General features: G+C 45.6%; 17 protein-coding genes. 16 read left to right on the top strand and 1 reads right to left on the bottom strand.

Annotated elements, in window-relative coordinates; genetic code table 11:
• Positions 1-71 precede the first annotated feature (71 nt).
• The 9 genes from FGT79_RS07485 (at position 72) to FGT79_RS07440 (ending at position 13988) form a co-directional block, all read left to right on the top strand.
• Complete coding sequence (locus tag FGT79_RS07485) at positions 72-1280, top strand: multidrug effflux MFS transporter (protein WP_138752084.1); 1209 nt, start codon at positions 72-74, stop codon at positions 1278-1280.
• Positions 1281-1401: 121 nt separating this feature from the next.
• Entirely contained in the window at positions 1402-1611 is a 210-nt protein-coding gene (locus tag FGT79_RS07480) for a hypothetical protein (protein ID WP_138752083.1), read from the top strand.
• Positions 1612-1786: 175 nt separating this feature from the next.
• Positions 1787-5668 carry a discoidin domain-containing protein gene (locus FGT79_RS07475; RefSeq protein WP_138752082.1) on the top strand — a complete coding sequence of 1294 codons (3882 nt, stop codon included), beginning with the start codon at positions 1787-1789 and terminating at the stop codon, positions 5666-5668.
• A 669-nt stretch (positions 5669-6337) separates the two neighbouring features.
• A complete protein-coding gene (locus tag FGT79_RS07465) occupies positions 6338-8113 on the top strand; it encodes a sensor histidine kinase (protein WP_138752080.1) in 1776 nt (591 codons plus the stop codon).
• The gene (locus FGT79_RS07460; protein ID WP_171056111.1) at positions 8106-9188 is read left to right on the top strand and encodes a response regulator; all 1083 of its coding nucleotides are present in this window, start codon (positions 8106-8108) and stop codon (positions 9186-9188) included. The genes FGT79_RS07465 and FGT79_RS07460 overlap by 8 nt, the downstream gene beginning before the upstream one ends.
• 112 nt (positions 9189-9300) lie before the next feature.
• The gene (locus FGT79_RS07455; protein ID WP_138752078.1) at positions 9301-10572 is read left to right on the top strand and encodes an ABC transporter substrate-binding protein; all 1272 of its coding nucleotides are present in this window, start codon (positions 9301-9303) and stop codon (positions 10570-10572) included.
• A 30-nt stretch (positions 10573-10602) separates the two neighbouring features.
• A complete protein-coding gene (locus FGT79_RS07450) occupies positions 10603-11490 on the top strand; it encodes a carbohydrate ABC transporter permease (RefSeq protein ID WP_138752077.1) in 888 nt (295 codons plus the stop codon).
• A complete protein-coding gene (locus FGT79_RS07445) occupies positions 11487-12344 on the top strand; it encodes a carbohydrate ABC transporter permease (RefSeq protein ID WP_138752076.1) in 858 nt (285 codons plus the stop codon). Before FGT79_RS07450 ends, FGT79_RS07445 begins: the two co-directional genes overlap by 4 nt.
• Before the next feature lie 21 nt (positions 12345-12365).
• On the top strand, positions 12366-13988 hold the full coding sequence (locus tag FGT79_RS07440; protein WP_138752075.1) for a glycoside hydrolase family 5 protein: 1623 nt from the start codon (positions 12366-12368) through the stop codon (positions 13986-13988).
• Between the two features lie 85 nt (positions 13989-14073).
• On the opposite strand, the gene arfA is transcribed toward FGT79_RS07440, so the two are convergent.
• Positions 14074-15588: an arabinosylfuranosidase ArfA gene (gene arfA / locus FGT79_RS07435; protein ID WP_138752074.1), complete on the bottom strand. Its 1515-nt coding sequence runs from the start codon at positions 15586-15588 to the stop codon at positions 14074-14076.
• Between the two features lie 154 nt (positions 15589-15742).
• Here arfA and FGT79_RS07430 point away from each other — a divergent pair, with 154 nt between their 5' ends.
• The 7 genes from FGT79_RS07430 (at position 15743) to lacZ (ending at position 26486) form a co-directional block, all read left to right on the top strand.
• Complete coding sequence (locus FGT79_RS07430; protein WP_138752073.1) at positions 15743-16645, top strand: ArsR/SmtB family transcription factor; 903 nt, start codon at positions 15743-15745, stop codon at positions 16643-16645.
• Between the two features lie 51 nt (positions 16646-16696).
• Entirely contained in the window at positions 16697-18277 is a 1581-nt protein-coding gene (locus FGT79_RS07425; protein ID WP_138752072.1) for a response regulator transcription factor, read from the top strand.
• A gap of 3 nt (positions 18278-18280) precedes the next feature.
• Positions 18281-20056 (top strand): sensor histidine kinase, encoded by a 1776-nt coding sequence (locus FGT79_RS07420; protein WP_138752071.1) that lies wholly within the window; start codon positions 18281-18283, stop codon positions 20054-20056.
• A gap of 177 nt (positions 20057-20233) precedes the next feature.
• On the top strand, positions 20234-21535 hold the full coding sequence (locus FGT79_RS07415) for an ABC transporter substrate-binding protein (protein ID WP_138752070.1): 1302 nt from the start codon (positions 20234-20236) through the stop codon (positions 21533-21535).
• A gap of 186 nt (positions 21536-21721) precedes the next feature.
• Entirely contained in the window at positions 21722-22561 is an 840-nt protein-coding gene (locus FGT79_RS07410; RefSeq protein ID WP_138752974.1) for a carbohydrate ABC transporter permease, read from the top strand.
• Complete coding sequence (locus FGT79_RS07405) at positions 22554-23378, top strand: carbohydrate ABC transporter permease (protein WP_138752069.1); 825 nt, start codon at positions 22554-22556, stop codon at positions 23376-23378. The genes FGT79_RS07410 and FGT79_RS07405 overlap by 8 nt, the downstream gene beginning before the upstream one ends.
• Before the next feature lie 75 nt (positions 23379-23453).
• Complete coding sequence (gene lacZ, locus FGT79_RS07400) at positions 23454-26486, top strand: beta-galactosidase, LacZ type (RefSeq protein ID WP_138752068.1); 3033 nt, start codon at positions 23454-23456, stop codon at positions 26484-26486.
• Positions 26487-26622: the final 136 nt, after the last annotated feature.

The raw sequence follows: 26622 nt of genomic DNA, 5'->3' as shown, positions 1-26622 counted from the left end.
CCTACATGGGTGTGCCTATTTATTGGTTTGTGTATTTTCATCATAAGAATCGACAGGAGATTTGCGTTAATATGACCAAAAATAAAAATCATGCGATTGGATTGGCGCTATTGCTGGGCTTATTTTCCACGTTGGGCCCTTTTACAATCGATATGTATTTACCCGCTTTCCCGGAAATTGTGAAGCAATTCGATACCACTGCTTCGCTAGTTCAGTTTAGTCTGACGGCTTGCTTACTCGGACTTGGCTTCGGTCAACTCGTGATGGGTTCGCTGAGTGATGTACATGGTAGACGGATCCCATTGCTAATTTCAATGGCTATTTATGCCGTTTCTTCAATAGCCTGCGCATTCGCGCCTAATATCATGCTGTTAATTGTATTTCGGTTTGTTCAAGGCTTTGTCGCTTCGGCGGGTATTGTTATCTCTCGCGCGGTTGCGCGCGACTTGTACAGAGGCAATGAGCTTACGAAGTTTTTCTCATTGCTTTTGCTTGTCAGTAACTTAGGACCACTTGTGGCTCCAGTTGCAGGCAGCGGCGTTATTTCTATGTCTAAATGGACAGGTGTTTTTATCGCTTTGGCATTGCTGGGAATTTTCTTATTAATCATGACCAAATGGCGTTTGCAAGAAACCTTGCCTACTGAACGTCGCAGCCCTTCAAATGTCTCACATCAACTGCGAAGCTATGGTGTGCTCTTGCGGGATCGTCAGTTTTTAGGCTACATGCTGGCACAGGGTATTATGATAGCCGGCGTTTTTGCGTATGTATCAGGGACACCGTTTATCTATCAAAATATTTATGGAGCTACTCCAACCGAGTTCGCTCTGCTCTTTGCATCGAATGGAATTAGCCTAATCATCGGTTCACAGCTTGTTGGACGTTTGTCACATCGTGTGTCCGAACACACCTTTCTATTATTTGGCCTATGTCTTGCCTTAGTGGCGAGTATCGCTGTAATAGTGGTTTCGCTCATTCAAGGACCGCTTATCACTTTGGTGATACCTTTATTCCTATTTGTTAGCTCGATTGGCATTACATCAACGGCAGCGTTCCCGCTTGCCATGGAGAGTCAGGCTCATAACGCGGGCAGTGCAGCCGCGCTTCTCGGTGTTGTTCCTTTCGTACTCGGAGCTGTCGTTGCTCCTCTAGTGGGCATAGCTGGTGAAGATACAGCTGTTCCGCTTGGTGTCATTCTGTTCGTATCGAGTGCAGTTGCCATGCTTGCTTATTTCTTATTGGTAAGGTCCAAGATGGAAGTAGCTCATAAATCTTCGTAAGAAATTCAAATAATAGTAGGGTACTGACGATATTGCTTCTGTCAGTGCCCTTATTTGTATTTCCTAGGAAATAAGAACTATGTAATCGTGGGATTAGGGACTGGCACTAAGGAGAGAAATTATGGATCTTGTTTTTGGTGAAGAGGGACTGAATCTGGACATCGTTCGGTATAACTTCGGAGGCCGTTCAATCGATTACGAAATCGACAGCAGCATGTTAGCTGCGGGTTCTTTTTTTGAGACTATAGACGCTGGTATTCCTAATCACTTGGAATTGCATACATTTTCCGTAGGAATGCATCTTATAGCTCTGGCTTATCCCTCTCTATAATGAGAATGTGCGTTAGAAAGGAGGGAGCACCTTTATGTTGTAAATGTTCACGAGGGGAAGAGCGTACTAATCAAACAACGAATGCGGCGCTGCTATCTCTCTGAATGAAAACGCTATCATTTTTAGTGCAAGTACATGCGTTTTTCGTTTCAACATCCGATTAAGGAGGAGTATAATGAATAAAAAGTATGCTGTATGGCCACTCATTCTAACGATGCTGTTTTCAAGCTTCTTCCTCGCTGCCGGTCCAATCGGTCCCGCATTCGCTGCTGGAGGACCCAACCTGACGCTTGGCAAAAACATAACAGCTAGCGGCCAATCCCAATCCTATAGTCCGAATAATATCAAAGACAGCAATCAAGCTACTTACTGGGAAAGTACGAACCAAGCATTCCCGCAATGGATTCAAGTTGATTTGGGCGTTTCTACAAGCGTTGACCAGGTTGTTCTAAAAGTGCCGGCTGACTGGGGTACTCGAACCCAAACGCTGTCTATCGAAGGAAGTACGAACGGGACAACTTTTACGAACCTTGTTGGCTCGACAGCCTATGTCTTTAATCCTTCTTCGGGGAATAACTCCGTTACAATCAACTTCTCGGCTACAAGCACTCGTTACTTGCGACTTGTTGTAACTAACAATACTGGCTGGCCTGCAGCGCAAATTTCAGAATTTGAGATCTATGGCAGCGTTGGTCCAACGCCTACACCTTCAGCAACACCAACGCCTACTGGTACGTATCAGGCTGAATCAGCTGTGCTTTCCGGCGGGGCAAAAATCAATACGGACCATATCGGATATTCCGGCACTGGCTTTGTTGATGGTTACTGGACGCAGGGTGCTGCTACAACGTTTACGGTAAATGCAGGAGCTGCCGGCAATCGAAATGTAACATTGACCTACGCGAATGCAAGCGGAAGCTCCAAAACAATCAGTATTTACGTCAATGGGGTGAAAATAAGACAAACTTCGCTGCCAAGCTTTGCTAGCTGGGATGACTGGGGTACTAGCATAGAAGTGCTTCAATTGAATGCCGGCAGCAACACCATTGCTTATAAATATGATGCTGGAGATTCTGGGAATATTAATCTTGATCAAATCACGGTAGCATCCACAACAACCGCTACGCCTACATCAACTCCACAGATAACGCCTACTCCAACACCAACACAAATACCTACATCGACGCCAACGCCAACGCTTGCTCCGACTCCTACGGTTTCTCCAACTGCAACTCCGTCAGTACCTCCAGGCGGGAACCTTGCAATCGGTAAACCGATTCATGCTGCGACGATCACACAATCCTTTATTGCTGCCAATGCAAACGATAACGATGCAGCTACCTACTGGGAAGGCGGCAGCTCAAGTATTCTGACACTTGATCTTGGAGCGAATCATGACATTACCTCCATTGTTTTAAAGCTGAATCCTTCATCAGCTTGGAGCACACGTACACAAACCATTCAAGTGCTAGGGTCTAATCAGAACACAACGACCTTCAGCAGTCTGGTATCAGCACAATCATATACGTTCAACCCAGCCACTCAGAATACGGTAACGATTCCAATCACGGCTACGGTGAAACGCATACAACTTAACATTTCAGCTAACTCAGGGGCCGCTGGAGGACAGATCGCTGAATTCCAAGTATTCGGTACGCCTTCACCAAACCCTGATTTAGTCATAACAGATGTCATTTGGTCACCGTCATCGCCGATCGAAACAAGTGCTATTATTCTGAACGCGACTGTTAAGAACATAGGCAATGCAAGCGCAGCAGCAAATACAGCCAACTTTTATTTGAACAATTCGCTTGCGGGAACCGCTTCTGTCGGATCGCTGGCAGCTGGCGCTACGACAACGGTTTCTGTAAATGCCGGAACGAAAGCTGCAGCTGCTTATACGGTAAATGCCAAAGTAGATGAGAGCAACGTCATTATTGAACAAAATGATGCTAACAACAGTTTTACAGCTACATCTTCACTTGTGGTCGCTCCTGTTACAAGCTCCGACTTGATCGGAACGACTTCATGGACGCCTAGCAATCCAGTCTCGAGTAATGCGGTAACCTTCAACGTTAACCTTAAAAACCAAGGAAATATCGCTACTGGCAGTGGTGCTCATGGCATTGCGGTCGTTTTGAAAAATGCTGCCGGCACAACGATTCAAACCTATAATGGTGCTTACACCGGTACTTTAGCGGCTGGCGCATCAGTCAATGTCGCTATTCCTGGAACATGGACAGCAATTACCGGCAACTACACTGTATCCATCACAATTGCTGCCGATACGAATGAATTGGCGGTCAAGCAGACGAATAACACAAGCTCGAGCAATCTGGTCGTTTATTCCGCACGCGGAGCAAGCATGCCGTATAGCCGTTATGATACGGATGATGCCACTAGAGGAGGCGGTGCCAGTCTGCAAGCTGCGCCAACCTTCGATCAAACACTGACGGCTTCAGAAGCTTCCGGCCAGCGTTATGTTGCACTGCCTTCCAATGGCTCATACTTGCAATGGACAGTAAGGCAGGGTGAAGGCGGGGCAGGTGTTACCATGCGATTTACGATGCCTGATTCAACTGATGGAATGGGACTGAGTGGTTCACTAGACGTTTATGTAAATGGTGTCAAAGCGAAAACCATTCCGCTTACTTCTTATTATAATTGGCAGTACTTCTCAAGCGATCAACCTGCGGATACGCCAGCCGGAGGTCGCCCGTTATTCCGCTTTGATGAAGTGCATTGGAAATTAGATTCCGCTTTGCAGCCAGGCGATATCATTCGCATACAGAAAAGCAATGCTGATAGCTTAGAATACGGCGTAGATTTCCTAGAGATTGAGCCAGTTCCTGCTGCCATAGCAAAACCGGTGAATGCCGTGTCCGTAATCGAGTATGGCGCAATAGCGAACGATGGCTTGGATGACCTTGCTGCCTTTGAAGCAACGGTAACTGCCGCTGTGGCAACTGGAAAAACACTGTATATTCCTGAAGGAACCTTTCATCTCGGGAATATGTGGAAAATCGGTTCAGTCAGCAACATGATTGATGATATTACCATTGCTGGAGCGGGTATCTGGCATACGAATATTCAGTTTACCAATCCGAACTCAGCTTCTGGAGGCATCTCGTTCAGAGTGGAGGGTCAGCTTGATTTCGGCAATATCTACATGAATTCAAAGCTGCGCTCACGGTATCATGAGGGTGCCATCTACAAAGGATTTATGGACAATTTAGGTAAAAATTCGAGGGTCCACAATGTGTGGGTTGAGCACTTCGAATGTGGATTCTGGGTGGGGGACTATGCGCATACGCCTGCTATTTATGCAGATGGCCTCGTTATCGAGAACAGTCGTATCCGTAATAACCTAGCAGACGGCGTTAACTTCGCGCAGGGAACGAGCAACTCCACCGTACGCAACAGTAGCGTACGCAATAACGGGGACGATGGTCTGGCTGTATGGACGAGTAACGTCAACGGTGCGACTGCAGGTGTGAACAACACCTTCTCGTTTAACACCATCGAGAATAACTGGCGTGCGGCCGCCATTGCATTCTTCGGTGGAAGCGGACATAAGGCTACTAACAACGTCATTATCGACACGGTGGGCGGCTCTGGCATACGAATGAACACGGTGTTCCCGGGCTACCATTTCCAGAACAATACGGGCATTCTATTCGCGGATACTACCATTATTAACAGCGGTACCAGCAGAGATCTCTACAATGGCGAACGTGGCGCGATTGATTTGGAAGCCTCCAATGATTCCATCAAAAATGTGACCTTCACGAATATCGATATTATTAATACACAACGAAGCGCGATCCAATTCGGTTACGGCGGAGGATTTGAAAACATCGTGTTCAACAACATTACTATTAACGGTACTGGAGGAGACGGTATTTTAACCTCGCGGTTCACTTCACCGCATCCTGGAGCAGCGATTTACTCCTATACGGGTAATGGCTCTGCGACATTTAACAACTTAACGACAAGTAATATTGCCCATCCGAATGTCAATTATATTCAAAGTGGGTTTGGACTAATCATTCAATAAATATAAGCTGGTACCCATACACTCGACACTTTGAAAAAAGCGTTCGTGTATGGGTATCTTTTTGTATACTAGAGTCTATAGTTGAGATGAAAAAAGATGACTCCTGTACATGATTGTACAGGAATCATCTTTTAGTCGTTCTATTATTATTTCGTTTTTTTCTTTTGTGCTTTGGAAATATACGATCTTCCACTTTTATGGCTTCTATGACTTTTGTGGCGTTTATGGGAACGGTTCGAGTTGTTGCTATCCTGTTCGCCAGCAACTTCATCTTGATAGCAGTATTGGTAAAGGTGCTTCTCGCAAGGGACGCAATGATGGCGTGTTACGACGTTAATTTGGTGGACGACCTCTACGATTTGCGGGTGGAACACGTCATTCACAACAGTGACTGGAGGATCATACACCCGAACGGTTGGACAAAAGGGTTGGCAAGACATTTTTCATTCAGCTCCTCTTCTAGTAGTCTTCTATACAATATGAAACTCCCTTATATAATGCTTGTGCTAGAGCCTTGCGAGACATATGACGAGTCAAGCCATTTGAGGGGGATGGACATTGGCATATATCAATAAAATGCAATGCTGAACGCTAATAAAAGACAATGAAAGCCGGCTTTGATTTGGTACACTGGAAGAGGGAAACTCGTTTAGCAAAGGGGAAAAGAAAATGAAGCGCACCAGCATACGCTATAGGCTGATGGTATTGATGATATGCTTGACAACATTGCCAGTACTGACGGTCACGTGGATCGCAATGAACAATACCCGGAGCTCGGTAGAGAAAGAAATTATAGAAGCCAATCGCTCCCGGATGCTGTCTGCAGATCAATACTTAGATGAAGTTATTCGGCAAATCGAAGTGTTGTTCTATTCCCTTCAAGTCAATCAGCCGCTGCTCGACGGGTTGAATATGCTCGACAGCCAGAGCGGCGCTGCACAGTTCCGAACGCAGAAATACATGCAGGACACGCTGACACAGGCCTATTATGCCAATTCCAAAAAAATCGACGAGCTGGCGTTATATACGCACGAGAGCCAGAAGGTGTATTCGGTCAATAATGAGAGCAGCGGCCTTAGCTATTCGCTCGATATTCGGACAGGAAGCTGGAGCCGGATGTTGAGTGCGCCTATCCATATGTATTTCAAGGAATCTGGTAATGGTATATATGCATTCCACAGTATAAACCGATTCGCAGATCGTCATTTACTAGGTGGGCTGTCGGTTCGGATTAATGAAGAGGTATGGAAGAGCGTTGGTGCCATTTTGCAATCGGAGGCGAACAGCTCGGTGTTCCTAGTTAACGACGAAGGGGAACAGCTCACTGGAGCCGCTCCGTTGCAGGGTATGAAATCCTTTGCCGAGCTGATCGGTCTCGAAGGAAGGTTGAATAAGGAATTACAGATCAAAAAAACGGACAGTCATTATCTCTTTATTAAACGCGTGGATGATGGAGAGCTTGCATTGATCAAAGCACTTCCGATAACCGCCATTACTGAGAGCGCTAACAATACTGTCCGAGCAGGCATCGTTACAGGATTGTTATTTGCACTGGCCTCGATTCTATTGTCCATTATGGTCTCATTACGGATTACAAGACCGATCGTCCGTCTGGCGAGAACGATGCGTATGGCGTCTATTCAGCAGTTCGAACTTACCTCCGTAAGCAATGATGAGATCGGGCTGCTTGAGCGAGGCTATAACTCGATGATGCAGCGGATGAAGGAGCTTATAGAGAATGAATACCGCAAGGAAATTGAAGTGAAGGATGCGCAGCTTATGGCGCTCCAAGCGCAGATAAATCCTCATTTCCTGAACAATACGCTTAACTTAATTGGCGGCATGGCGCTAGTTAAGGGTGCGCCGGAAATTTATAAGCTGACGAACGTCATCGGTGACTTGCTTCGATACTCCATCAGCTCAGGTAATGACGCTGCCGCTTTGGATGATGAATTGAAACATATACGAAATTATTTGTTCATTCAAGAGCAGCGCTTTGCGGGGCGCTGCACCGTTAAGATGGAATATGACGGAACAGTCGCAGGTATAGAGCTGCCGAGGTTTACGCTTCAGCCACTTGTGGAAAATGCATTCGAGCATGGGCTTCAGCCCAAAGAGGGCAATTGGGAAATTTTAATCCGGGTAAGTGTAAGGCAGAATGACTGTATGATCATGATTAAGGATAACGGAGCAGGCATGGATAAGGCGCGTCTAAGCGCAATTAGGAACAAACTTCGCGAGAGCTTCACCATAAGGGAGGAGCCGCCTGATGACGCTAAGGGGAAGCCGAGAAGCAGCAAAGGCATCGGATTAATGAATGTCAATGCCAGACTGAAGCTGCACTATGGAAAACGTGCAAGCCTGCGTATATTCAGCCGCTCTAATCAAGGAACCATTATTGCAATCAAACTGCCTGTGCCAAGGAGGGAAGATGCTCATGCATAAAGTACTTATTATCGACGACGAGCCTTGGTCGAGGACGGTTATTAAGGCACTTGGTCAGTGGGATACGATGAATCTATCGGTTGTTGGCGAGGCGGAAGATGGAAAGTCTGGTCTGCGTTCCATGGAGGAGCTTTCCCCGCACATCGTTATTACGGATATGCGGATGCCTGGTGTAGACGGAGTTGAGCTGCTGGAGCAACTCAATCAGAAATTCCCACAGGTGAAAATTATCGTGATGAGCGGCTACGATGATTTTGCCTATATGAAGCAGGCGATCCGCTCGAAGGCCGTCGAATATTTGCTCAAGCCAGTTGATCCAGATGAGCTGATTGCTGCGCTGCGCAAATGTGTAGCAGAACTGGAAGCCGTTGCTAGCAAGGAAGAGAAAACGAGGACCTCTCCACTGCCGTTCCCGACAACGGTGCAGGCTGATCGTTATTTATCGCTGAAGCAGCGGGCGCTTGCAGCCTTGTTCGAGCTGAACAAACCGGCTGTGCTGCAGGCGCTTGGGAAGTTGGAAAAGCTGCTGGAGGAAACGTTTCCCGCGGGAATAGGCCCTGAGCAGATAGAGAGACTGAGTGAGGATTACACAGACATGCTGGCGCAGTTTTTGGATGAGTATGAATCGGAATATCAGCCGCTCATTCGATGTTCCATAAGGAATTATTCGAATGGCAGCGAAGCGTTAGCAAGCATCGGATTGGCGTACAGCGAGATCATTGACCGAATGGAAGCGTCTTTGAAAAAGAGAGGCAATCTCCTCATAGCTGAGGTGAAAGCCTATATGGATAAACATTTTTTGGACCCGATTTCGCTTGAGAGCGTTGCTCAGCAGTTCTATATAAGCAAAGAACATCTGAGCCGTACTTTCAAAGCTGCACTTGGAGAAACCATTACCGATTACATCATCGGGAGGCGAATGGAACACGCAAGGAAGCTGCTGCAGCAGCCGCATATTTCTATCAAAGAAGCGGCGCAGCTAAGCGGGTATACGGAGCTTCCTTATTTCCACCGCGTCTTCAAGAAACATTTCGGCATTACGCCAGGTGAGGCGAGAAACAATAAGCCGGAATAAAGCGCTATCAATATTATGCAATAAAAGCCGCTAATCGGCTGTAATGATTCAAGACTCCCGTCTGCCTATACTGAAAGAAGAAATGAACTGAATCAATTAGGGGGATTTGAGTATGAAGAAAAAGCTGGTTCTAGGCTTGGCAAGCGCGATGCTCGCTATGACACTGTCGGCATGCGGGTCGGAGGAGACGAACACGGTTAACAGTGACAAAGTAGCGCAGAAGGTGGAATTAAAAGTACAGATCGGTTCACCGAGATTTAAGGACCAATTCGAGAAATATTTCGAGCAATTCAAAGCGAAGGAGCTTGCCGAGAAAAATATAGAGGTCACGATCGATCTAGAGATGCCAAATCCTGATCAAGCGAAGCAAGTGCTGCAGGCAAGATTGGCGTCTGATGATGCACCTGATATATTCGACGTCCATGCCAATGATCTGACCACCTATGATAAAGCTGGATATTTGGAGGATTTGACCGGACAGCCAGCGACCGAAACCTTGTATGACACGGTTAAGAACACGGTTATGAATGAGGGTCGCATCATGGCACTGCCGCTTGAGAGCTTGTCATGGGGCTATCTGTACAACAAAAAAATATTCAGTGAGCTTGGTCTGACCCCACCCCAAACGCTTGATGAAATGAAAGCGGTTGTAAATAAGCTGAATGAAGCCGATAAAAAGCCGTTCCTGCTCGCATTTCAAGAATCCTGGGTACCGCAGCTGATGACCGCATTGTCCTTAGGCGGACTCATATCGTCAGAGCATCAGGATTGGATCGAGAAGATGAATAAAGGCGAAGCGTCGTATGCGGACGTATCAGATATATTTAACATTATTGATCTTATTATGGAGAATGGTACGGCCAAGCCGTTTGAAGTTGGCAATGAAGCGGGTTCCACCGATTTCGCGAACGGAAAAGCAGCGATGTGGGTACAAGGACCATGGAACGCGGAGACGCTTCTGAAAGTCAATCCCGAGCTTGAATTTGGTGTAGCTCCGCTGCCAGTCAGCAATAATGAGGCGGGAACGATGATCAATCTGTCGACCTCCACTACATTAGCCGTTTCCAAAACAAGCAAAAACAAAGAGGTAGCGCTTGATCTGCTGAACTACTTCTACGATGCGAAGGATTCATCGGCCTTATTCCAAGAATTGAAATTCAACCCGGTATCCAGTGTGCACCAATACGAAGTATTCCCTTGGGTTAACGAAGCATCGGAGTATGTAGCCAAAGGCAAAGCCTATCAAGATCTCAAGCTGCCTAACGGTGTTACCGATGAACAAGCAAAGCTGTTGCAGAGCTATTTTGCGAAAGAAGTAACGAAGGAACAATTTATAAGCAGCATGGACAAAGCATGGGCTACGGCAATCAAGAGCGCGCAATAAAGAAGGCCATGACCGATTGGAGTGACGAGGATGAGCACAATCAGGAAAAACAAACAAACGGTCATTCTTCTAGCTTTCGTGCTGCCGGCTCTGCTGTTCTATGGGGTATTCACAATCGCTCCGGCTTTCGGTGGCGTGTGGTACAGCTTGACGAATTGGAACGGACTGAATCCCACCTATGAAATGGTGGGATTCGCCAATTATGCCGAAGCGCTGACGAATGATCCAACCTTCATAAAGTCGGTAGGTTTCACATTCAAGTACGTTATTTATATGGTGATTCTGCAGAACGCCATCGCTTTGACACTTGCCGTATTTATAGAATCACGGAAGAGGAGCAAGGTACTGTTCCGAACTATTTTTTTCATGCCTAATATGCTTAGTCTCATTATCGGCGGTTTCATGTGGGTGTTTATATTCACAAAGGTGCTTCCGATTCTAGCTGAACATACGGGGATAGCATTAATAGATCAATCATGGATAGGTGATCCCGCTTATTCTTTTTATTCCATCATTATTTTATCGCTATGGGGCGGAGTCGGCTACCAGATGGTCATTTATATAGCTGCACTGCAAGGCGTTCCGGCTTCGCTGCGTGAGGCGGCTGCCATTGATGGTGCAAGTAGTGTGCAAGCCTTCCGTTACGTGACGCTTCCGATGATTTATCCAGCTGTAACGATTGGCATATTTCTTACACTGAGCTCTTCGTTTAAAGTGTTCGATGCGGTTTATGCGCTTACGGGCGGAGGACCAGGTAGATCGACTCAGGTGATTGCTCTTAACATTGTTGATGAAGCTTTCCGATTCAACCAGCGTTATGGCTATGCAAGCGCGAAAGCAATAATCTTGTTTATTATCGTCTTAATACTGACTGTAATCCAGCTATGGGTGATGAAGAAGCGGGAGGTGGAGGCATGATTCCTCAGCGTAAATCGATTCTCACAACGACGGGAAGCCGCGCAGGCAATGCTTTTATTTTCCTCTTCCTTATTGCTGCGGCCGTCATTACGTTGTTTCCGATTTATATGGCTGTTCTGAATTCGTTGAAATCGGATGGCGAAATGCTGAATCAGGTGCTTGCTTTTCCTTCATCCGTCTCGTTCGCTAACTATGCGGATGCATACAAGAAAATTGATTTCTTGCGAAGCTTCGTTAATACGGTTGTCGTGACGCTAATTGGCGTGTCCGGCATCATCGTATTCGCATCTATGGCCGGCTACAAAATGTCGCGAACGCCTGGCAAGCTAAGCCGATTCTTATTTAGTTTGTTTGTATTATCCTCCTTGATCCCGTTTCATTCGATTCTCATCACACTTGTGAAAATCGCCAAGGAACTAAAGGTGCAGGGCACGACCTATGGGCTTGGCTTTATCTATATCGGTCTTGGCGTAGCGCTTGCGATTTTCCTATACCATGGCTTCGTCAAATCCATTCCTAGAGATTTGGATGAAGCGGCCGTCATGGATGGCTGCGGAGAGCTGCGGCTGTATGGAAGGATCATTTTCCCGCTGCTGCTGCCTATAACCGCAACGGTCGCGATTCTCAATGCGCTGTGGATGTGGAATGACTTTCTGCTTCCGCTGCTGATGCTGACGAAATCCGACTATTATACGCTGCTGATTTCTACGAATATGCTGTTCGGCGAATACAATAACGATTGGTCAGCGATCTTAGCGTCACTAGTTCTAACTATGCTTCCGATTATGGCTGTCTATTTGGTGCTCCAAAAATATATTTTGAGCGGCATAGCGGAGGGTGCGATTAAAGGTTAATGCAGAGAGGGTGACGAGAAGTTGAATAAGAATGAAGAAGTGAGCGGATTCCTAAGAGCTTCCGGTCAAAAGCTCATAAACGGCGATGGCAGGGAGATCGTGCTGCGTGGCGTCGGATTGGGGAGCTGGCTGCTGCCAGAGGGATATATGTGGAGATTCCCTGATGAGGGTGACCGTCCTAGACGTATTGAACGAATAATAGAGGAGCTGGTAGGCTGCGAGAAAGCGGCTGAATTCTGGCATATTTATTATGATCGCTATACGTCGGAAGCGGATATTGCGCAAATGGCCGCCGAGGGGTTTAATTCCGTTCGAATTCCGATTAATGCGAGATTCCTTATCGAGGAGGGTGAGGAGCTTCACCTGCGGCCAGGCCGCTTGGAGCTGCTTGACCGTGCGATCGGCTGGTGCCGAAAGCACTCCCTGTATGCAGTCCTGGATCTGCATGGAGCACCAGGGGGACAAACGGGAACTAATATTGATGATTCGGCGAATGATTTGCCTGAACTATTCTTGAATGACCACAATAGGCGATTGACTATTCAGCTCTGGAGGCTGCTTGCCGAGCGGTATAAGGATGAATGGATTGTGGCGGGTTACGATTTGCTGAACGAGCCGCTTCCGAATTGGTTCGCGGAATACAATGAACAGATTATGCCGCTGTACCGAGATGTCGTGCAAGCTATTCGAGAGGTCGACGATCAGCATATGATCATTCTCGAAGGCGCGCACTGGGCAACCGACTGGTCGATTTTTGAAGAACGGATCGATGATAACCTGATGCTGCAATTCCATAAATATTGGAATAACCCCGATACGGAGAGCATACAGACCTTCTTGGATAAGCGAGAAGAGCTTGACGTACCTATCTATATGGGCGAAGGCGGAGAGAACAATTGTGATTGGTTTACCGGGGCGTTCCGCTTATATGAGGACCATGATATCTCATGGAATTTCTGGACGTGGAAGAAGCTGGACTGTACCAATTCACCGTGCTCGGTCAATTTGCCGAAGGATTGGCAGCTGCTCATCGATTACATGCAGGGCGGCAAGCTGGATGCACAATCGGCTGAACGGATTTTATGGGCGTATTTGGACAACTTGGCTATTGAGCGCTGTACTTATCATTCAGAGGTCGTTCATGCGTTGTTCCGTAGAGCGCCCGTTAGCATTCCGGCCATATTCTACGGTTACAGAGGTGCGGGAGTAAGCTTCGGCAATCTTGAGCGAGTGGAGAGCAAGACTGGCTTCCGGCAGATGGATGGGATAGATATCCGTTTCGTAGACAGTGAAAGAACGGTTCCGAATTTCCAGCATATGAAGGGTGAGTCATGGCAGCTCGATGAGCTGCTTTATGTTAGGTTAGCTGCTTCCGAATGGTTGCAATATGAATGGACGGTGCAGACTGGTACGATGACTTCTCCTGCGGTGTACAGCTTAGAGATTGAAGTTCGGGGGAACCACGGTGCTAGGCTGGCGGTTACACTTAATGATGATTTCATTGGTGCTCGGCAGCTTGAAGATGAGAATTGGCACATCATTCGGATGCAGACTGCGATCCAACTTGAAGGCATACAAAAAATAGGGCTGCGTGCGGAAGGACAATCCGTCGACATTCTTAGGGTGAATATCATGAAGCTATAGGTTTCTAAGTATGGGGGATTAATATAGGAGAATGGAAAGAACCGCCGGGACATGTCCCAGGCGGTTCTTTCTGTTTATTAGTCGATTAATGGGATGCTTGTATCTTAAGCCGAATAACGTTCCATGAAGCTCTGCCAAGTACTGCTGACACATTGCCTTGATCCGCCTTGGCGTTGCCGTTGTTATGGGGAACAACATGGGTTGGATTTGCTTTCGTATTCGTGGCTTTCAAATCATCATGCTCTAGAACAATATGCTCGATAAGGCTAACATCACCGAAGCTGCGCAAGTCTACGTCAAGGGCTAGTCCTTCTGTTAGATGACGGTTAACAGCGAAGATCGTTACTTCGTTCTTCTCTTCGTTATGAACGCTGATAGCTTCAAGATAAGGCACGTCAGTGAAATCCTTAGCATCATATTTCGGCGAAGAGATGATCGGCTGAAGTACGGTTCCTCTGCCGTGAACGGAAGCGTGCAAGTATGGATAGTAGGTTGTTTGCAGCCATACTGGACCGCCGTTCTCGGTCATAATTGGTGCAATCACATTAATTAATTGCGCAAGACATGCCATTTTTACGCGATCCGCATGTTTCAATAAAGTAATGGCAAAGCAGCCTACTGCAAGCGCGTCTTCAAGCGTATAGACATCCTCGAATTCAGGTGGTGCGATCTGCCAACGCTCATCAGCGCGGCTTGTTCCAATTGAATTCCATACATTCCACTCATCAAGGGATAGCATAAGCTTCTTCTTGCTGCGTTTTTTGGCTTTGATGTAATCACAAATTGCCGTTACATCATAAATGAATTGATCCATATCAAGCGATTTGGCAAGGAAATTCGCACTGTCGCCCTTATTGTTATTATAGTAGGTATGCAGGGACAAAAAATCGACTTGCTCATAAGTGAGATCAAGTACGGTAGCTTCCCAATCTGCAAAAGTATCCATTCCGCTGGAGGAGCTGCCGCAAGCAACGAGCTCGATTGTTGGATCTACCCAACGCATCGCTTTTGCTGTTTCATTCGCCAGTCTGCCATACTCAACAGCTGTCTTCGCACCAATCTGCCAAGGACCGTCCATTTCGTTGCCCAGACACCAGGTTTTGAATTTATGTGGTTCTTTATAACCATGCGAAATGCGAAGATCACTGTAATAGGAGCCGGATGGATGATTGCAATATTCGACTAGGTTGCGTGCTGCATCAATGCCGCGCGTACCGAGATTTACAGCCATCATGACTTCAGTGCCGGCAAGCTTAGCCCAGTCAGCGAATTCGTTCGTTCCTACTTCATTTGTCTCTGTTGTCCACCAAGCCAGCTCGAGCAGACGCTTACGCTCGGACTTGGGTCCAACTCCGTCCTCCCAGTTGTAGCCGGATACGAAGTTTCCACCTGGATATCGAATAATGGGGACGTTAAGAGCACGAATAGCCTCTAGCGCGTCCAATCGAAAACCGTTGGCATCGGCTGTTGGATGACCGGGCTCATAGATACCGCCATATACCGCTCTGCCCAAGTGCTCAATAAATGATCCGTATAGTCTTGGATCCACTTCGGAAACCGTAAAGTTTTTGTCAATAAGCATCGTTGATTTTAAAGTCATATTAAAGTCCTCCTCAATCGGATTAATAAATGAACGAATTCAATTTAGTTGATATTCTCTATTATTTTTATCATAATGAGTAAATACAATCAATATGTGAAACATTGAAATCATTAGGATTAGCTAAATTGCTAATTGAAGAAGCGGGTGAACCATGTATTTAACAACAGATGCAGATTCGCTGCGTGTATACGAGGCGCTCGCAAGCGAAGTGCGATTACAAATTATTGATCTTTTGAATAAGAAAGAAATGCATATTAAGGAGCTTGCAGCGGAGCTTTATCTAAGCAGCGCCATCGTAAGCACGCATGTCAGCAAGCTGCAGAAAGCAGGGTTAGTCAGCTATCGCATGCGTAGAATCAATGGCGGTACCTATAAGTATTGTTCTCTCTGTACAGAGTTTCTGCAAATTAAGTTGTCTCGATTCGTGTCAGCAGCAAGAAAATTCTCAGAAATCACTTTGCCGGTTGGACACTATACGAATATTGAAGCGGCACCTACATGCGGGCTTGCCTCAACGGAGAAAATGATTGGGCATTACGACAATCCTGCCTATTTTCTCGATCCGGAGCGGGTGAATGCAGGCATTCTTTGGTTTACACGAGGATTTGTGGAATATAAAGTTCCGAATTACTTATTCAAAGATCAATTAGTGAAAGAAATTGAAATTTCGATGGAAATTGGTTCAGAAGCACCGTATATTAATGATAATTGGCCTTCAGACATTCAATTTATGATAAATGGTACTTATTTAGGCACTTGGACAAGTCCCGGCGATTTTGGCAAAATGAGAGGACGCTTCTCACCCGATTGGTGGCAAAATGATGTGAATCAATACGGCTTGATGAAGGTGCTTCGGATAAATGAGCATGGCTGCTTTGTCGATGGGCTGCAAATATCGGAGCTTTCGATTCAGCAATTGCCGTGGGAAGGGTCTCATTGGACCTTCACCATTAGTGCGGATGATACGTCGCAAGGAAGAGGCGGCCTCACGCTTTATGGGAAGGGATTCGGCAATTACGACCAAGACATTGTGATACGTAGCTATTACGAATAAATAGTGAAACAAAAGCCTGTTCATAAACGGATAACTAGCGGAGGTAAAAGCATGGCAATCGCATGTCGCGTATTAATAGTAGATGACGAATTACTAGTCAGACAGGGGATTAAGCATCTGTTGAATTGGGAGCATGAAGGCTTCCAAATTATTGGTGAAGCATCTAATGGTAAAGAAGCGCTTGAGCTTATTGAACGTGAAGAGCCGCATATTGTCATTACGGATATCGTCATGCCTGTTATGGGCGGTGAAGAGTTGACCCGGGCAATCAAGTCAAGATATCCGCAAATAGAAGTAATCATATTGAGCAGTTTCGGCGAATTCGATTATGTCAGATCGACCTTTCAAAGCGGTGTTGCCGATTATATACTGAAACCCAAGCTAGAAGCGTTCCAGCTTTTAGATATCGTGAAGCGAACAGCAAGGAAGATTCCGTCTCTCAAACTTGAAGAGGAAGGGGAGGCTGACAGCGGTCAAACCATTCCTTGGATGCTCGATAAACTCCTCTCCGGCTACGAGTTCGATCTGGATGAACACGTGGTTGCGCAAGCTTTCCCGCATGACAGCTTTCAACTGATTGGCGCTGATCTAATGCAAGCGCAGGGAAAAGGAAACGAGTGGCATGAGGAGCAGCATTGGCTTGATCGATTGGGAGCAGAGCTTGAACAGGAGCTGCACGGGGCAGTCTACACGAAGCTGCCTACTGACTCGAATAATATCGTCATGCTTGTTAACTTGAATAAAGCGGATAAGGACAAAATAATCAGACTAGGTAGGAGATTGGCTGTAAACTCAGAAGTGCAGCACGCAGCACCGATCTGGACGATTGGAGAACCATTCACTCGTCTGGAAGAGCTTAGCGCGAGCTTTAAGGAGCAATATCTTACGCTGAGCAGCTATCGTTTTTTCCTGCCAATATCCCAGCATTTAATTGTCTATAATGAACTTCCGCCTAATGATGGTGAAGTAGAGAGCTTCAATATGAATCATTTCTCTGAGCTGATGAGCCGTAGACAATTCGATGAAGCGTTTGAAGCGCTTATAGAGCATGTGAACAGTTTGGCAGCCCATTATAAAACGGATGTATTTGAATTCAAATCGTTTGTTGGCAACGTTATTTTTAATATAACGATATTGCTTAGTCGCTTAGATTCAGATATGAAGAAGCTGGAAGAAGCCAAATATACCTATTTCAAACAGATCGGCGAAGCCAACCACGCGAATGAGGCTATAAGTCTGCTGCATGCTTTCCTATCAGAGGCAAATGACGTTATTGAGAAGAGGTCTGCTGCAGGCAGCAACTCAAACATGACGCAGCTTCTTTTGTTTATTAGAGAGAATTATGCGGAATCACTAAGCCTTACGGAGCTGGCTAAGCATTTTCACTTTAATCCTTCCTACCTGTCGAGTTACTTCACTGCGCATAACAAGGAAGGGTTTAGCGAATATTTGAACAAGATTAGAGTGGAGAAAGCAGCAGATCTGCTGCGTGACTCTGCGGTATCCATATCCGAAATTAGCAGCATGGTCGGGTATTCCGATCACAGCTATTTCACTAAAGTATTCAAGAAGCTGACAGGCCTGTCACCGAGCCATTATAGAAAACAATATACAACTAAGAAGAGGGATTAGGCGATGAAAGGATTTCTGAGCAAGTTCAAGTATCACGGATTGTTTATCAAAATGTTTATGGTAACGCTAGTCAGCATCGTTTCCGTTGCGCTGTTAACCTCGCTCGTTACGATTCAAATGTCGGAGAGGCTATTTATGAATACGTTCAGTATTACGAATTCAAAAATAATTAGTCAAATCAAAGCGAATTTCGAATCTTTCAACTATTCGGTCGTCACTGCCACGAACAATGTGCTGCAGAACGGTGTCATCAAAGGTTTTCTTACGAGTCCTGAAATGAATACAATCGGATCACTGAAAAGCTACTATCAGGCGAATCAACAGATGGAGCGAATTCAATCCAACGTAGCAGCCTACCCTGTCACAATGACCATTACCGGTATTAATAACAAGAGTTATTCCACGGATAGCTCTTATTGGCCGAACTCGCTGTATAAACTTCAGAACAGCGAGTTGACGATGAATACACTCGTTTATCCAAAGCGTTTGCTCTATCAACTCGACATAGAAAATATAAGCGGTTCATTCGATGTAGATCCTGTAATCGTTGCATCGAGAGCACTAATGGAGAGAATTAGCGGCAATCAATACGGCATTCTTTATTTTGCGATAAGGGAAAGTGATTTTAAGCGTTTTTATGCAAGCTTTACGAGCGGGGGTAACGATGTAGCCATTCTAGATCGTTCAGGCACAGTCGTTTCAAGTAATCGCCAAGAGCTTATTGGCCAAGAAAATCATGATTTGCTTCGTTATGCGCAAGAAATGGAACAACAAGATTTGAAATATATGGACGTAAATGTGCTCGGGAAAAGCAGCTTAGTGCTGTCCGAATATTTACCCGTCTATGACTTTTATTTAGTTAATATGATCGATAAAAAAGAGGTACTCAGCGAGATGGTCGATTTCAAGACTGTCGCGCTTATTTGCGTTGGCATTGTGCTTGTTGCACTTATTATTGTCTTTCTCATTTCACGGCGGTTAACGAAATCGCTGACGCTTCTCGCAAGACAACTGCCAACAATTGCGGAAAATAACTTTGATAATTACATTACGGTAACGGGAAGCTATGAGATCAAGGAATTGGGCAAAGCCTACAATTATATGCTGGATGAGCTGAATGATTATATTAAGAAGCTTATTCAGACACAGAAGGATCAACGCAACGCAGAACTTTCGGCTTTGCAAATGCAGATAAACCCACATTTTCTATATAACACACTGGCATCGGTCAAAATATTAGTACAGCAAGGCAATAAAGAAAAAGCAGCATCTACGATAAACTCCTTAATTTCGCTCCTGCAAAATACAGTGAGTAATATTAGTGAGACGATTACGGTCGCTCAAGAGCTTGTTAATTTGAAAAACTACGTTTTTATAAACCATGTGCGATACGGCGATCAGATCGCGGTTAATTATTTCATAGCAGATGATTGCTATGGATACCATGTACCTAAACTCATTATTCAGCCGTTTATCGAAAACGCATTTTTCCATGCTTTTCAAGAGCGTAAAGACGGACATATTTATGTATTGATTTCGCGAGAAGAACAGACACTCGTATGTGAAGTAGTAGACAATGGCATCGGTATGGAGGGATATGATCATAATAACCCCGCGCATACTTCAATTGGTACAAGTCACTTTTTCTCTGGAATAGGCATTCGGAACGTGCATGACAGAATCAATCTGCTTTATGGTGAGGATTATGGAGTCGAGATTGTTAGCCACATAGGAGAGGGTACCCGGGTGAAAATTAGAATCCCACTCCAAAAGACCTAAAGAAAGTACCAAAATACAAATTATTTTTCAATTACATAATAACGAGCAGAAAGGTAACAATAGAATGACAAATCCACACAAATATTTTGCTAACGAGTCATTTTAATGAGTTGTTATACTGATATTCGTTAGCCGGTAAAAGTTTTAGAAAAGTTTACTAAAAGGGGTTGTATGGAATTGAAAAAACTACTCGCGGTTGCACTTGCCAGCTTCGTATTGCTGACAGCATGCTCAACCAAAGAAAACAATGTTCCTGACAACGGCGGCGCTGCTGCTGAAGGAACCAAAGAGGTTACGGTATGGGCATGGGACAAAGCGTTCAACATCGGCGCTATGGAACGTGCAAGTGAAGCTTACAAAGCTAAGAATCCTGATTCTGAGCTTAAAGTGAACATTGTGGAAAACGCACAAGCTGACATCATTCAGAAATTGAATGCAGGCTTGAATGCAGGTACAACAAAAAGCTTGCCGACAATCGTTTTGATTGAAGATTACCGTGCACAAAGCTTCTTGCAAGCTTATCCAGATGCTTTCTTCGATCTAACTGATTTCATCACACCAGGTGATTTCGCTGATTACAAAATCGGGCCGACTAGCTTCGATGGCAAACAATACGGCGTACCATTCGATTCCGGCGTAGCAGGTTTGTATGTAAGAACGGACTACTTGGAAACTGCAGGCTACAAAGTAGCTGACTTGCAAAATATCGATTGGAAGAAATTTATCGAAATTGGTAAAGCTGTAAAAGAGAAAACAGGTAAAGCAATGCTTACACAAGATCCGAATGATCTTGGTCTTATCCGCATGATGGTTCAATCTGCAGGCTCTTGGTATCTGAAAGAAGATGGAACTACTCCTAACCTTGCAGGTAACGCAGCACTTAAAGAAGCAGCAGAAACGTATAAAGAGCTTATGGAAGCTGACATTGTTAAAGCTAACTCCGATTGGAGTCAATTCGTCGGCGGATTCAATAGCGGTGATGTAGCATCTATTCCTACAGGTAACTGGATTACGGCATCCGTTAAAGCTGAAGCTTCACAATCAGGCAAATGGGCAGTTGTTCCGTTCCCTAAATTGTCGACTACAGCAGGCGCTGTGAATGCTTCCAACCTTGGTGGCAGCTCATGGTATGTTATGAACGTTGATGGAAAAGAAGCAGCAGCTGAATTCCTGAAACAAACTTTTGGTTCTGACGTTGATCTTTACCAGAAGCTAGTTACTGAAATCGGTGCAATCGGTACGCTTAAAGCAGCAGCAGCTGGCGAAGCATACCAACAAGCAGATGAATTCTTCGGCGGCCAAAAAATCGTTGAAGATTTCGCGAAATGGACAGAACAAATTCCTAACGTTAACTATGGTATGCATACGTATGCGATAGAAGATATTCTAGTCGTGGAAATGCAAAACTATCTTAGCGGCAAGGCAATCGACGACGTGCTGAAAGATGCACAAGCTCAAGCCGAAACACAAGTAAAATAAACGAGAACATACGGCTAAGAAATAAAACCTGAAACTTCTCCTTCTCCTGCTAGGCAAGCAATTGATCAGGCTATGAGGCAGGAGAAGTTTCTGTGGTTTTATTACCGTCAAGAAAGGGGTTAGGCTAACGTGAAAGCAGCGCAGCCTGGCGTGAAAATTCGCACTAGAGCTAATTTGACCGGATGGATGTTCATCATTCTGGCGGTCATTATGATTGCGGCGTTCTATTTCTATCCAATGATTCAAGCGTTGCTCCTATCATTCAAATCGGGCAAAGGGATGAATCTCCATTTCGTCGGAATTGACAACTATGTACGACTATTCAGCGATAAAACGTTTATTGCAGCAGTAAAGAATACATTTATTTATCTGATCATTCAAGTTCCAGTCATGATTGTACTAGCTATGTTTATATCCGTATTGCTTAATGACAGTAAGCTGAAGTTTAAAGGGTTTTTCCGTACGGCAATCTTCTTGCCGGCCGTTACATCGCTTGTTGCCTATTCCGTTATCTTCAAATATTTGTTTGCAACGGAAGGCTTAGTTAACAAGATGTTGACCAATCTTCATTTGATCGCTGCGCCGATTCAGTGGATTACCGATCCTTTCTGGGCGAAAGTGACCGTTATTATCGCAATCACATGGCGCTGGACTGGCTATAACATGATATTCTACTTGTCCGCGCTTCAAAATATTGATCATTCCATCTATGAGGCTGCAAAAATTGACGGTGCATCGTCTACGAGACAGTTTTTTGGTATCACCGTTCCATTGCTCAAGCCAATCATATTGTTTACATCTATTACGTCAACAATCGGAACGCTGCAATTGTTCGATGAGGTTGTTAATATTACGAAGGGCGGACCGGGTAATGCATCCATGTCCATCTCGCAATATATTTATAACCTTTCGTTCAAATACTCAGCTGATTTCGGTTATGCGGCAACTGTTTCCTATTCGATCGTAATTATGATCATTATCTTGGCATTCATTCAGTTCAAAGCGGCAGGTGATAAAAATGGATAAGCTTAAGCGTGTATTAATATATGTGTTTCTAAGCGTGCTTGCATTCGTTTCGATCTTCCCGTTTCTTTGGATGATTATCAGTGCTACGAACAAATCAGCAGACGTAACGCAAGGAAGATTGCTTCCCGGCGGTCAGCTTATCGAGAATGTGAAGATGCTGTTTAACACGGTAGATATCGTACCCGCTCTATTGAATTCTGCGAAAATTTCAATTTCGACGACCATCCTTTCGATGCTCATTGCTTCATTGGCTGGTTATGGCTTTGAAATTTACCGCAGCAAAGCGAAAGATGTCGTGTTCACGATTCTATTGCTTTCTATGATGATTCCGTTCGCGGCGATCATGGTGCCTTTGTTCCAAATGTTCGGAAAAATTTCACAGACCGTTCCGTTTATCGGTTTGGATACGTTGTCGGGTGTTGTCTTGCCAACATTTACGACGGCATTCTTGATTTTCTTCTTCCGGCAGAATACGAAGATGTTCCCGCGGGAACTGCTTGAAGCAGGCCGAATTGACGGACTGAACGAGATCAGCTTGTTCTTCCGAATCTTCGTGCCTACGATGAAAACAACATATGCTGCAGCAGGTATTATTACATTTATGTCTAGCTGGAATAACTACCTTTGGCCGCTTATCGTCTTGCAGTCACCGGAGAAAAGAACGGTTCCTATGTTAATTTCAAATCTAGGGTCCAGCTACACTCCTGATTATGGTATTATAATGACAGCCATCGTGATCTCGACCATTCCGACAGCACTGGTATTCTTCTTGATGCAGAAGCACTTCGTAGCGGGAATGACCGGTTCAGTGAAATAGGTAAACGAAAAGTCAGGTGGCAGCGTACGAGGTACGCGTCTCCTGGCTTTTACATGACTTTAAGGGGAAATCGCAATGACAACAACGAAACCAAGTATTAGCTGGCTCACAGATGTAAGCGTATTTGCGGTGAACCGATTGCCTGCGCATTCCGATCACCGTTATTACGAGTCGATAGAGGAAGCAGCTGCAGACACGACTATGGCATTACGTCAATCCTTGAACGGCAGCTGGAAATTCGCTTATTCCACTAAGCCGGCGGATCGTCCGGACTCGTTCTATCAAGCAGGATATGACTGCGATGGCTGGAGAAACATCGAGGTGCCTGGCCATATTCAATTGCAAGGGTTCGGCAAACCTCAGTATGTGAATACGATGTATCCGTGGGATGGCCACAACGACATTCGTCCTCCGGCTATTCCAGAAGATCACAACCCAGTAGGCAGCTATGTGAAATATTTCTCCGTGCCGGCTCAAATGCAAGGCAAGCCTGTTTATGTGTCCTTCCAAGGCGTGGAATCGGCTTTCTATCTTTGGCTGAATGGCGAATTTGTTGGTTACAGCGAGGATAGCTTCACACCTTCCGAATTTGATTTGACTCCTTTCCTAGTAGATGGAGAGAACAAGCTCGCTGTAGAAGTCTATCAGCGGAGCACGGGCAGCTGGCTGGAGGATCAAGATTTTTGGCGTTTTTCAGGTATCTTCCGGGATGTCTATTTATATACAGTTCCTAACATCCACGTTAGTGATCTATTCGTGCATGCAGAGCTTGATTCAACGTACACGAACGGGAATGTACGTGTTGATCTGAAGCTTGCGGGAGCGCAGCCATCACGATTAGCATTGGAGCTAAAGGATGCGAATGGACAAACGATCGCTTCTGTGAGCTCCGAGCAGGTAGAGAACGGCAAAGCGTCGTTGACTCTAGATGCAGGCCAAGTAATGGCATGGAGTGCGGAGAACCCTTATTTGTACACTCTTTATATTACAGTCTATGATTCCGAAGGTAAGCTTGTTGAAGCTATTCCACAGAAGACAGGCTTCCGCAGCTTCGAGATGATTGACAAGATCATGCATATCAACGGCAAACGAATCGTATTCAAAGGCGTTAACCGTCATGAGTTCAACAGCCGAAGAGGTCGCTCGATTACGAAGGAAGATATGATTTGGGATATTGAAACGCTCAAACGTAACAATCTCAATGCCGTTCGTACTTCTCATTATCCGAACCAATCTCTATGGTACGAGCTTTGTGATATTTATGGCGTGTATGTCATTGACGAAATGAACCTCGAAACACATGGCTCATGGCAGAAGATGGGCGCAGTTGAGCCATCTTGGAACGTACCGGAGAACAAGCCGGAGTGGCAGCCAATCGTAATGGACCGTGCGATTTCTATGGTCGAGCGAGATAAGAACCATCCGTCCATTCTTATTTGGTCGGTTGGGAATGAAGCGTATGCGGGTGAAGTGCTGCTAAATGTTTCTAATTATTTCCGTGAGACAGATCCAAGCAGACTCGTTCACTACGAAGGTGTATTCCACAATCGCACATACGATGCTACCAGCGACATGGAAAGCCGCATGTATGCTAAGCCTGCTGATATCGAGCAGTATTTGAATGAAGATCCACAGAAGCCTTACATTAGCTGTGAATATATGCATGCGATGGGTAACTCCGTTGGCGGCATGCACAAATATACAGAGCTTGAGCAGAAATACCCAATGTATCAAGGCGGCTTCATTTGGGATTACATCGACCAGGTTATCGTGAAGAAGGATCGTTACGGCAAGGAGTTCTTGGCCTTCGGCGGTGATTTCGACGACCGCGCAACGGACTACAACTTCTGTACGAACGGTATTGTGTTCGCAGATCGCAAGGAATCGCCTAAAATGCAGGAAGTGAAGTTCCTTTACCAGAACATCAAGCTTATCCCAGATTCGAATGGCGTGAAAATCGTCAATGAAAACCTATTCGAGGGTACGGATGCATATGAATTGGTTCTTACCTTGCATCTTGAGGGCAAGGAAGTATTCAGCAGCACACAAGATGTAGCTGTAGCTGCACAAACAGAAGCATATGTGAAGCTGGAGCTGCCGAGCACAGAAAAGGCTGGCGAATACGCGCTGCATGCGGCACTTCGCTTGAAGGAGCGTACACTGTGGGCAGATGCTGGTCATGAAGTATCGTTCGGTCAATATGTGTTCGTTACGGAAGCAACTAGTGCTCCAGCACAGCCAGAAGGTTCACTTCGTGTAGTTGAAGGCGATGTGAATATCGGCGTTCATGGACGTGATTTCAGCATCATGTTCTCGAAGCAGGCAGGTACACTCATTTCGGTTAACTACTCAGGCAAAGAAATGATCGCTATTCCGCCGGCTCCGCTGTTCTGGAGAGCGACGACAGATAACGATAAAGGCTTTGCACTTGGGTTTGATTCCGGTGCTTGGTTCGCTGCAAGCTTGACACGCAAATGTATCAGCGTAGAGCTTACTCAGGAAGCAGGGAGCGCGACTGTTACGTTCAGCTACAAGCTGAGCATCAGCGCAGATGTGCTGGTAACTGTTGCTTACAAAGTACTGCCTGATGGCAGCTTGAATGTGAAATCGCGTTATCAAGGAGCAGAAGGCTTGCCTAAGCTGCCAATATTCGCGTTGTCGTTCAAGGTTCCAGCCGATTATAACCATTTGGATTGGTATGCGATGGGCCCTGAGGAGAATTATATTGACCGTGCGTTCGGTGCTAGACTGGGCGAGTTCCAGAATGATGCTGCTGACAATGTGTCAGGCTACGTTGTGCCACAGGAATCGGGCAACCGTACTGGCGTGCGCCGCGTAAGCATCAGCAACGACTACGGCCAAGGTATTCGCATTACGGCTCCTGCGAAGCAGCCGGTTGAATGTAATATTTCGCCATATACAGCTTTCGAGCTGGAGAGCGCATATCATCATTATGAGCTGCCGAATGTTCATTATACCGTTGTTACGGTAGCAGGCAGACAGATGGGCGTTGGCGGAGATGACAGCTGGGGAGCTCCAGTACATGGAGAGTATTTGATCCCTGCGAACCAAGAGCTTGCTTTTGAATTTAATATCCAGCGTTTGTAGGCTGGAAATACAGAGAATGGCTGTACAAGCTTAGGAGCTTGTACAGCCATTCTTTTGTTTGTATGGGAATTGAGATGCAGAGCTCGCACGTTAGCTGAAAGCGCAACTATGCTCTTACAGCAGCCAAATAACCCGA

The organism is Paenibacillus sinopodophylli, assembly GCF_005930355.1.
GTDB classification, from domain to species: domain Bacteria; phylum Bacillota; class Bacilli; order Paenibacillales; family Paenibacillaceae; genus Pristimantibacillus; species Pristimantibacillus sinopodophylli.
The sequence above is the reverse complement of the archived record's forward strand: the minus strand, read 5'-3'. Positions and strand labels throughout refer to the sequence as shown.

Coding starts and splice junctions, on each gene's coding strand:
- FGT79_RS07485 (WP_138752084.1), top strand. CDS start 72: ATGACCAAAAATAAAAATCATGCGATTGGATTGGCGCTATTGCTGGGC.
- FGT79_RS07480 (WP_138752083.1), top strand. CDS start 1,402: ATGGATCTTGTTTTTGGTGAAGAGGGACTGAATCTGGACATCGTTCGG.
- FGT79_RS07475 (WP_138752082.1), top strand. CDS start 1,787: ATGAATAAAAAGTATGCTGTATGGCCACTCATTCTAACGATGCTGTTT.
- FGT79_RS07465 (WP_138752080.1), top strand. CDS start 6,338: ATGAAGCGCACCAGCATACGCTATAGGCTGATGGTATTGATGATATGC.
- FGT79_RS07460 (WP_171056111.1), top strand. CDS start 8,106: ATGCATAAAGTACTTATTATCGACGACGAGCCTTGGTCGAGGACGGTT.
- FGT79_RS07455 (WP_138752078.1), top strand. CDS start 9,301: ATGAAGAAAAAGCTGGTTCTAGGCTTGGCAAGCGCGATGCTCGCTATG.
- FGT79_RS07450 (WP_138752077.1), top strand. CDS start 10,603: ATGAGCACAATCAGGAAAAACAAACAAACGGTCATTCTTCTAGCTTTC.
- FGT79_RS07445 (WP_138752076.1), top strand. CDS start 11,487: ATGATTCCTCAGCGTAAATCGATTCTCACAACGACGGGAAGCCGCGCA.
- arfA (WP_138752074.1), bottom strand. CDS start 15,588: ATGACTTTAAAATCAACGATGCTTATTGACAAAAACTTTACGGTTTCC.
- FGT79_RS07430 (WP_138752073.1), top strand. CDS start 15,743: ATGTATTTAACAACAGATGCAGATTCGCTGCGTGTATACGAGGCGCTC.
- FGT79_RS07425 (WP_138752072.1), top strand. CDS start 16,697: ATGGCAATCGCATGTCGCGTATTAATAGTAGATGACGAATTACTAGTC.
- FGT79_RS07420 (WP_138752071.1), top strand. CDS start 18,281: ATGAAAGGATTTCTGAGCAAGTTCAAGTATCACGGATTGTTTATCAAA.
- FGT79_RS07410 (WP_138752974.1), top strand. CDS start 21,722: ATGTTCATCATTCTGGCGGTCATTATGATTGCGGCGTTCTATTTCTAT.
- FGT79_RS07405 (WP_138752069.1), top strand. CDS start 22,554: ATGGATAAGCTTAAGCGTGTATTAATATATGTGTTTCTAAGCGTGCTT.
- lacZ (WP_138752068.1), top strand. CDS start 23,454: ATGACAACAACGAAACCAAGTATTAGCTGGCTCACAGATGTAAGCGTA.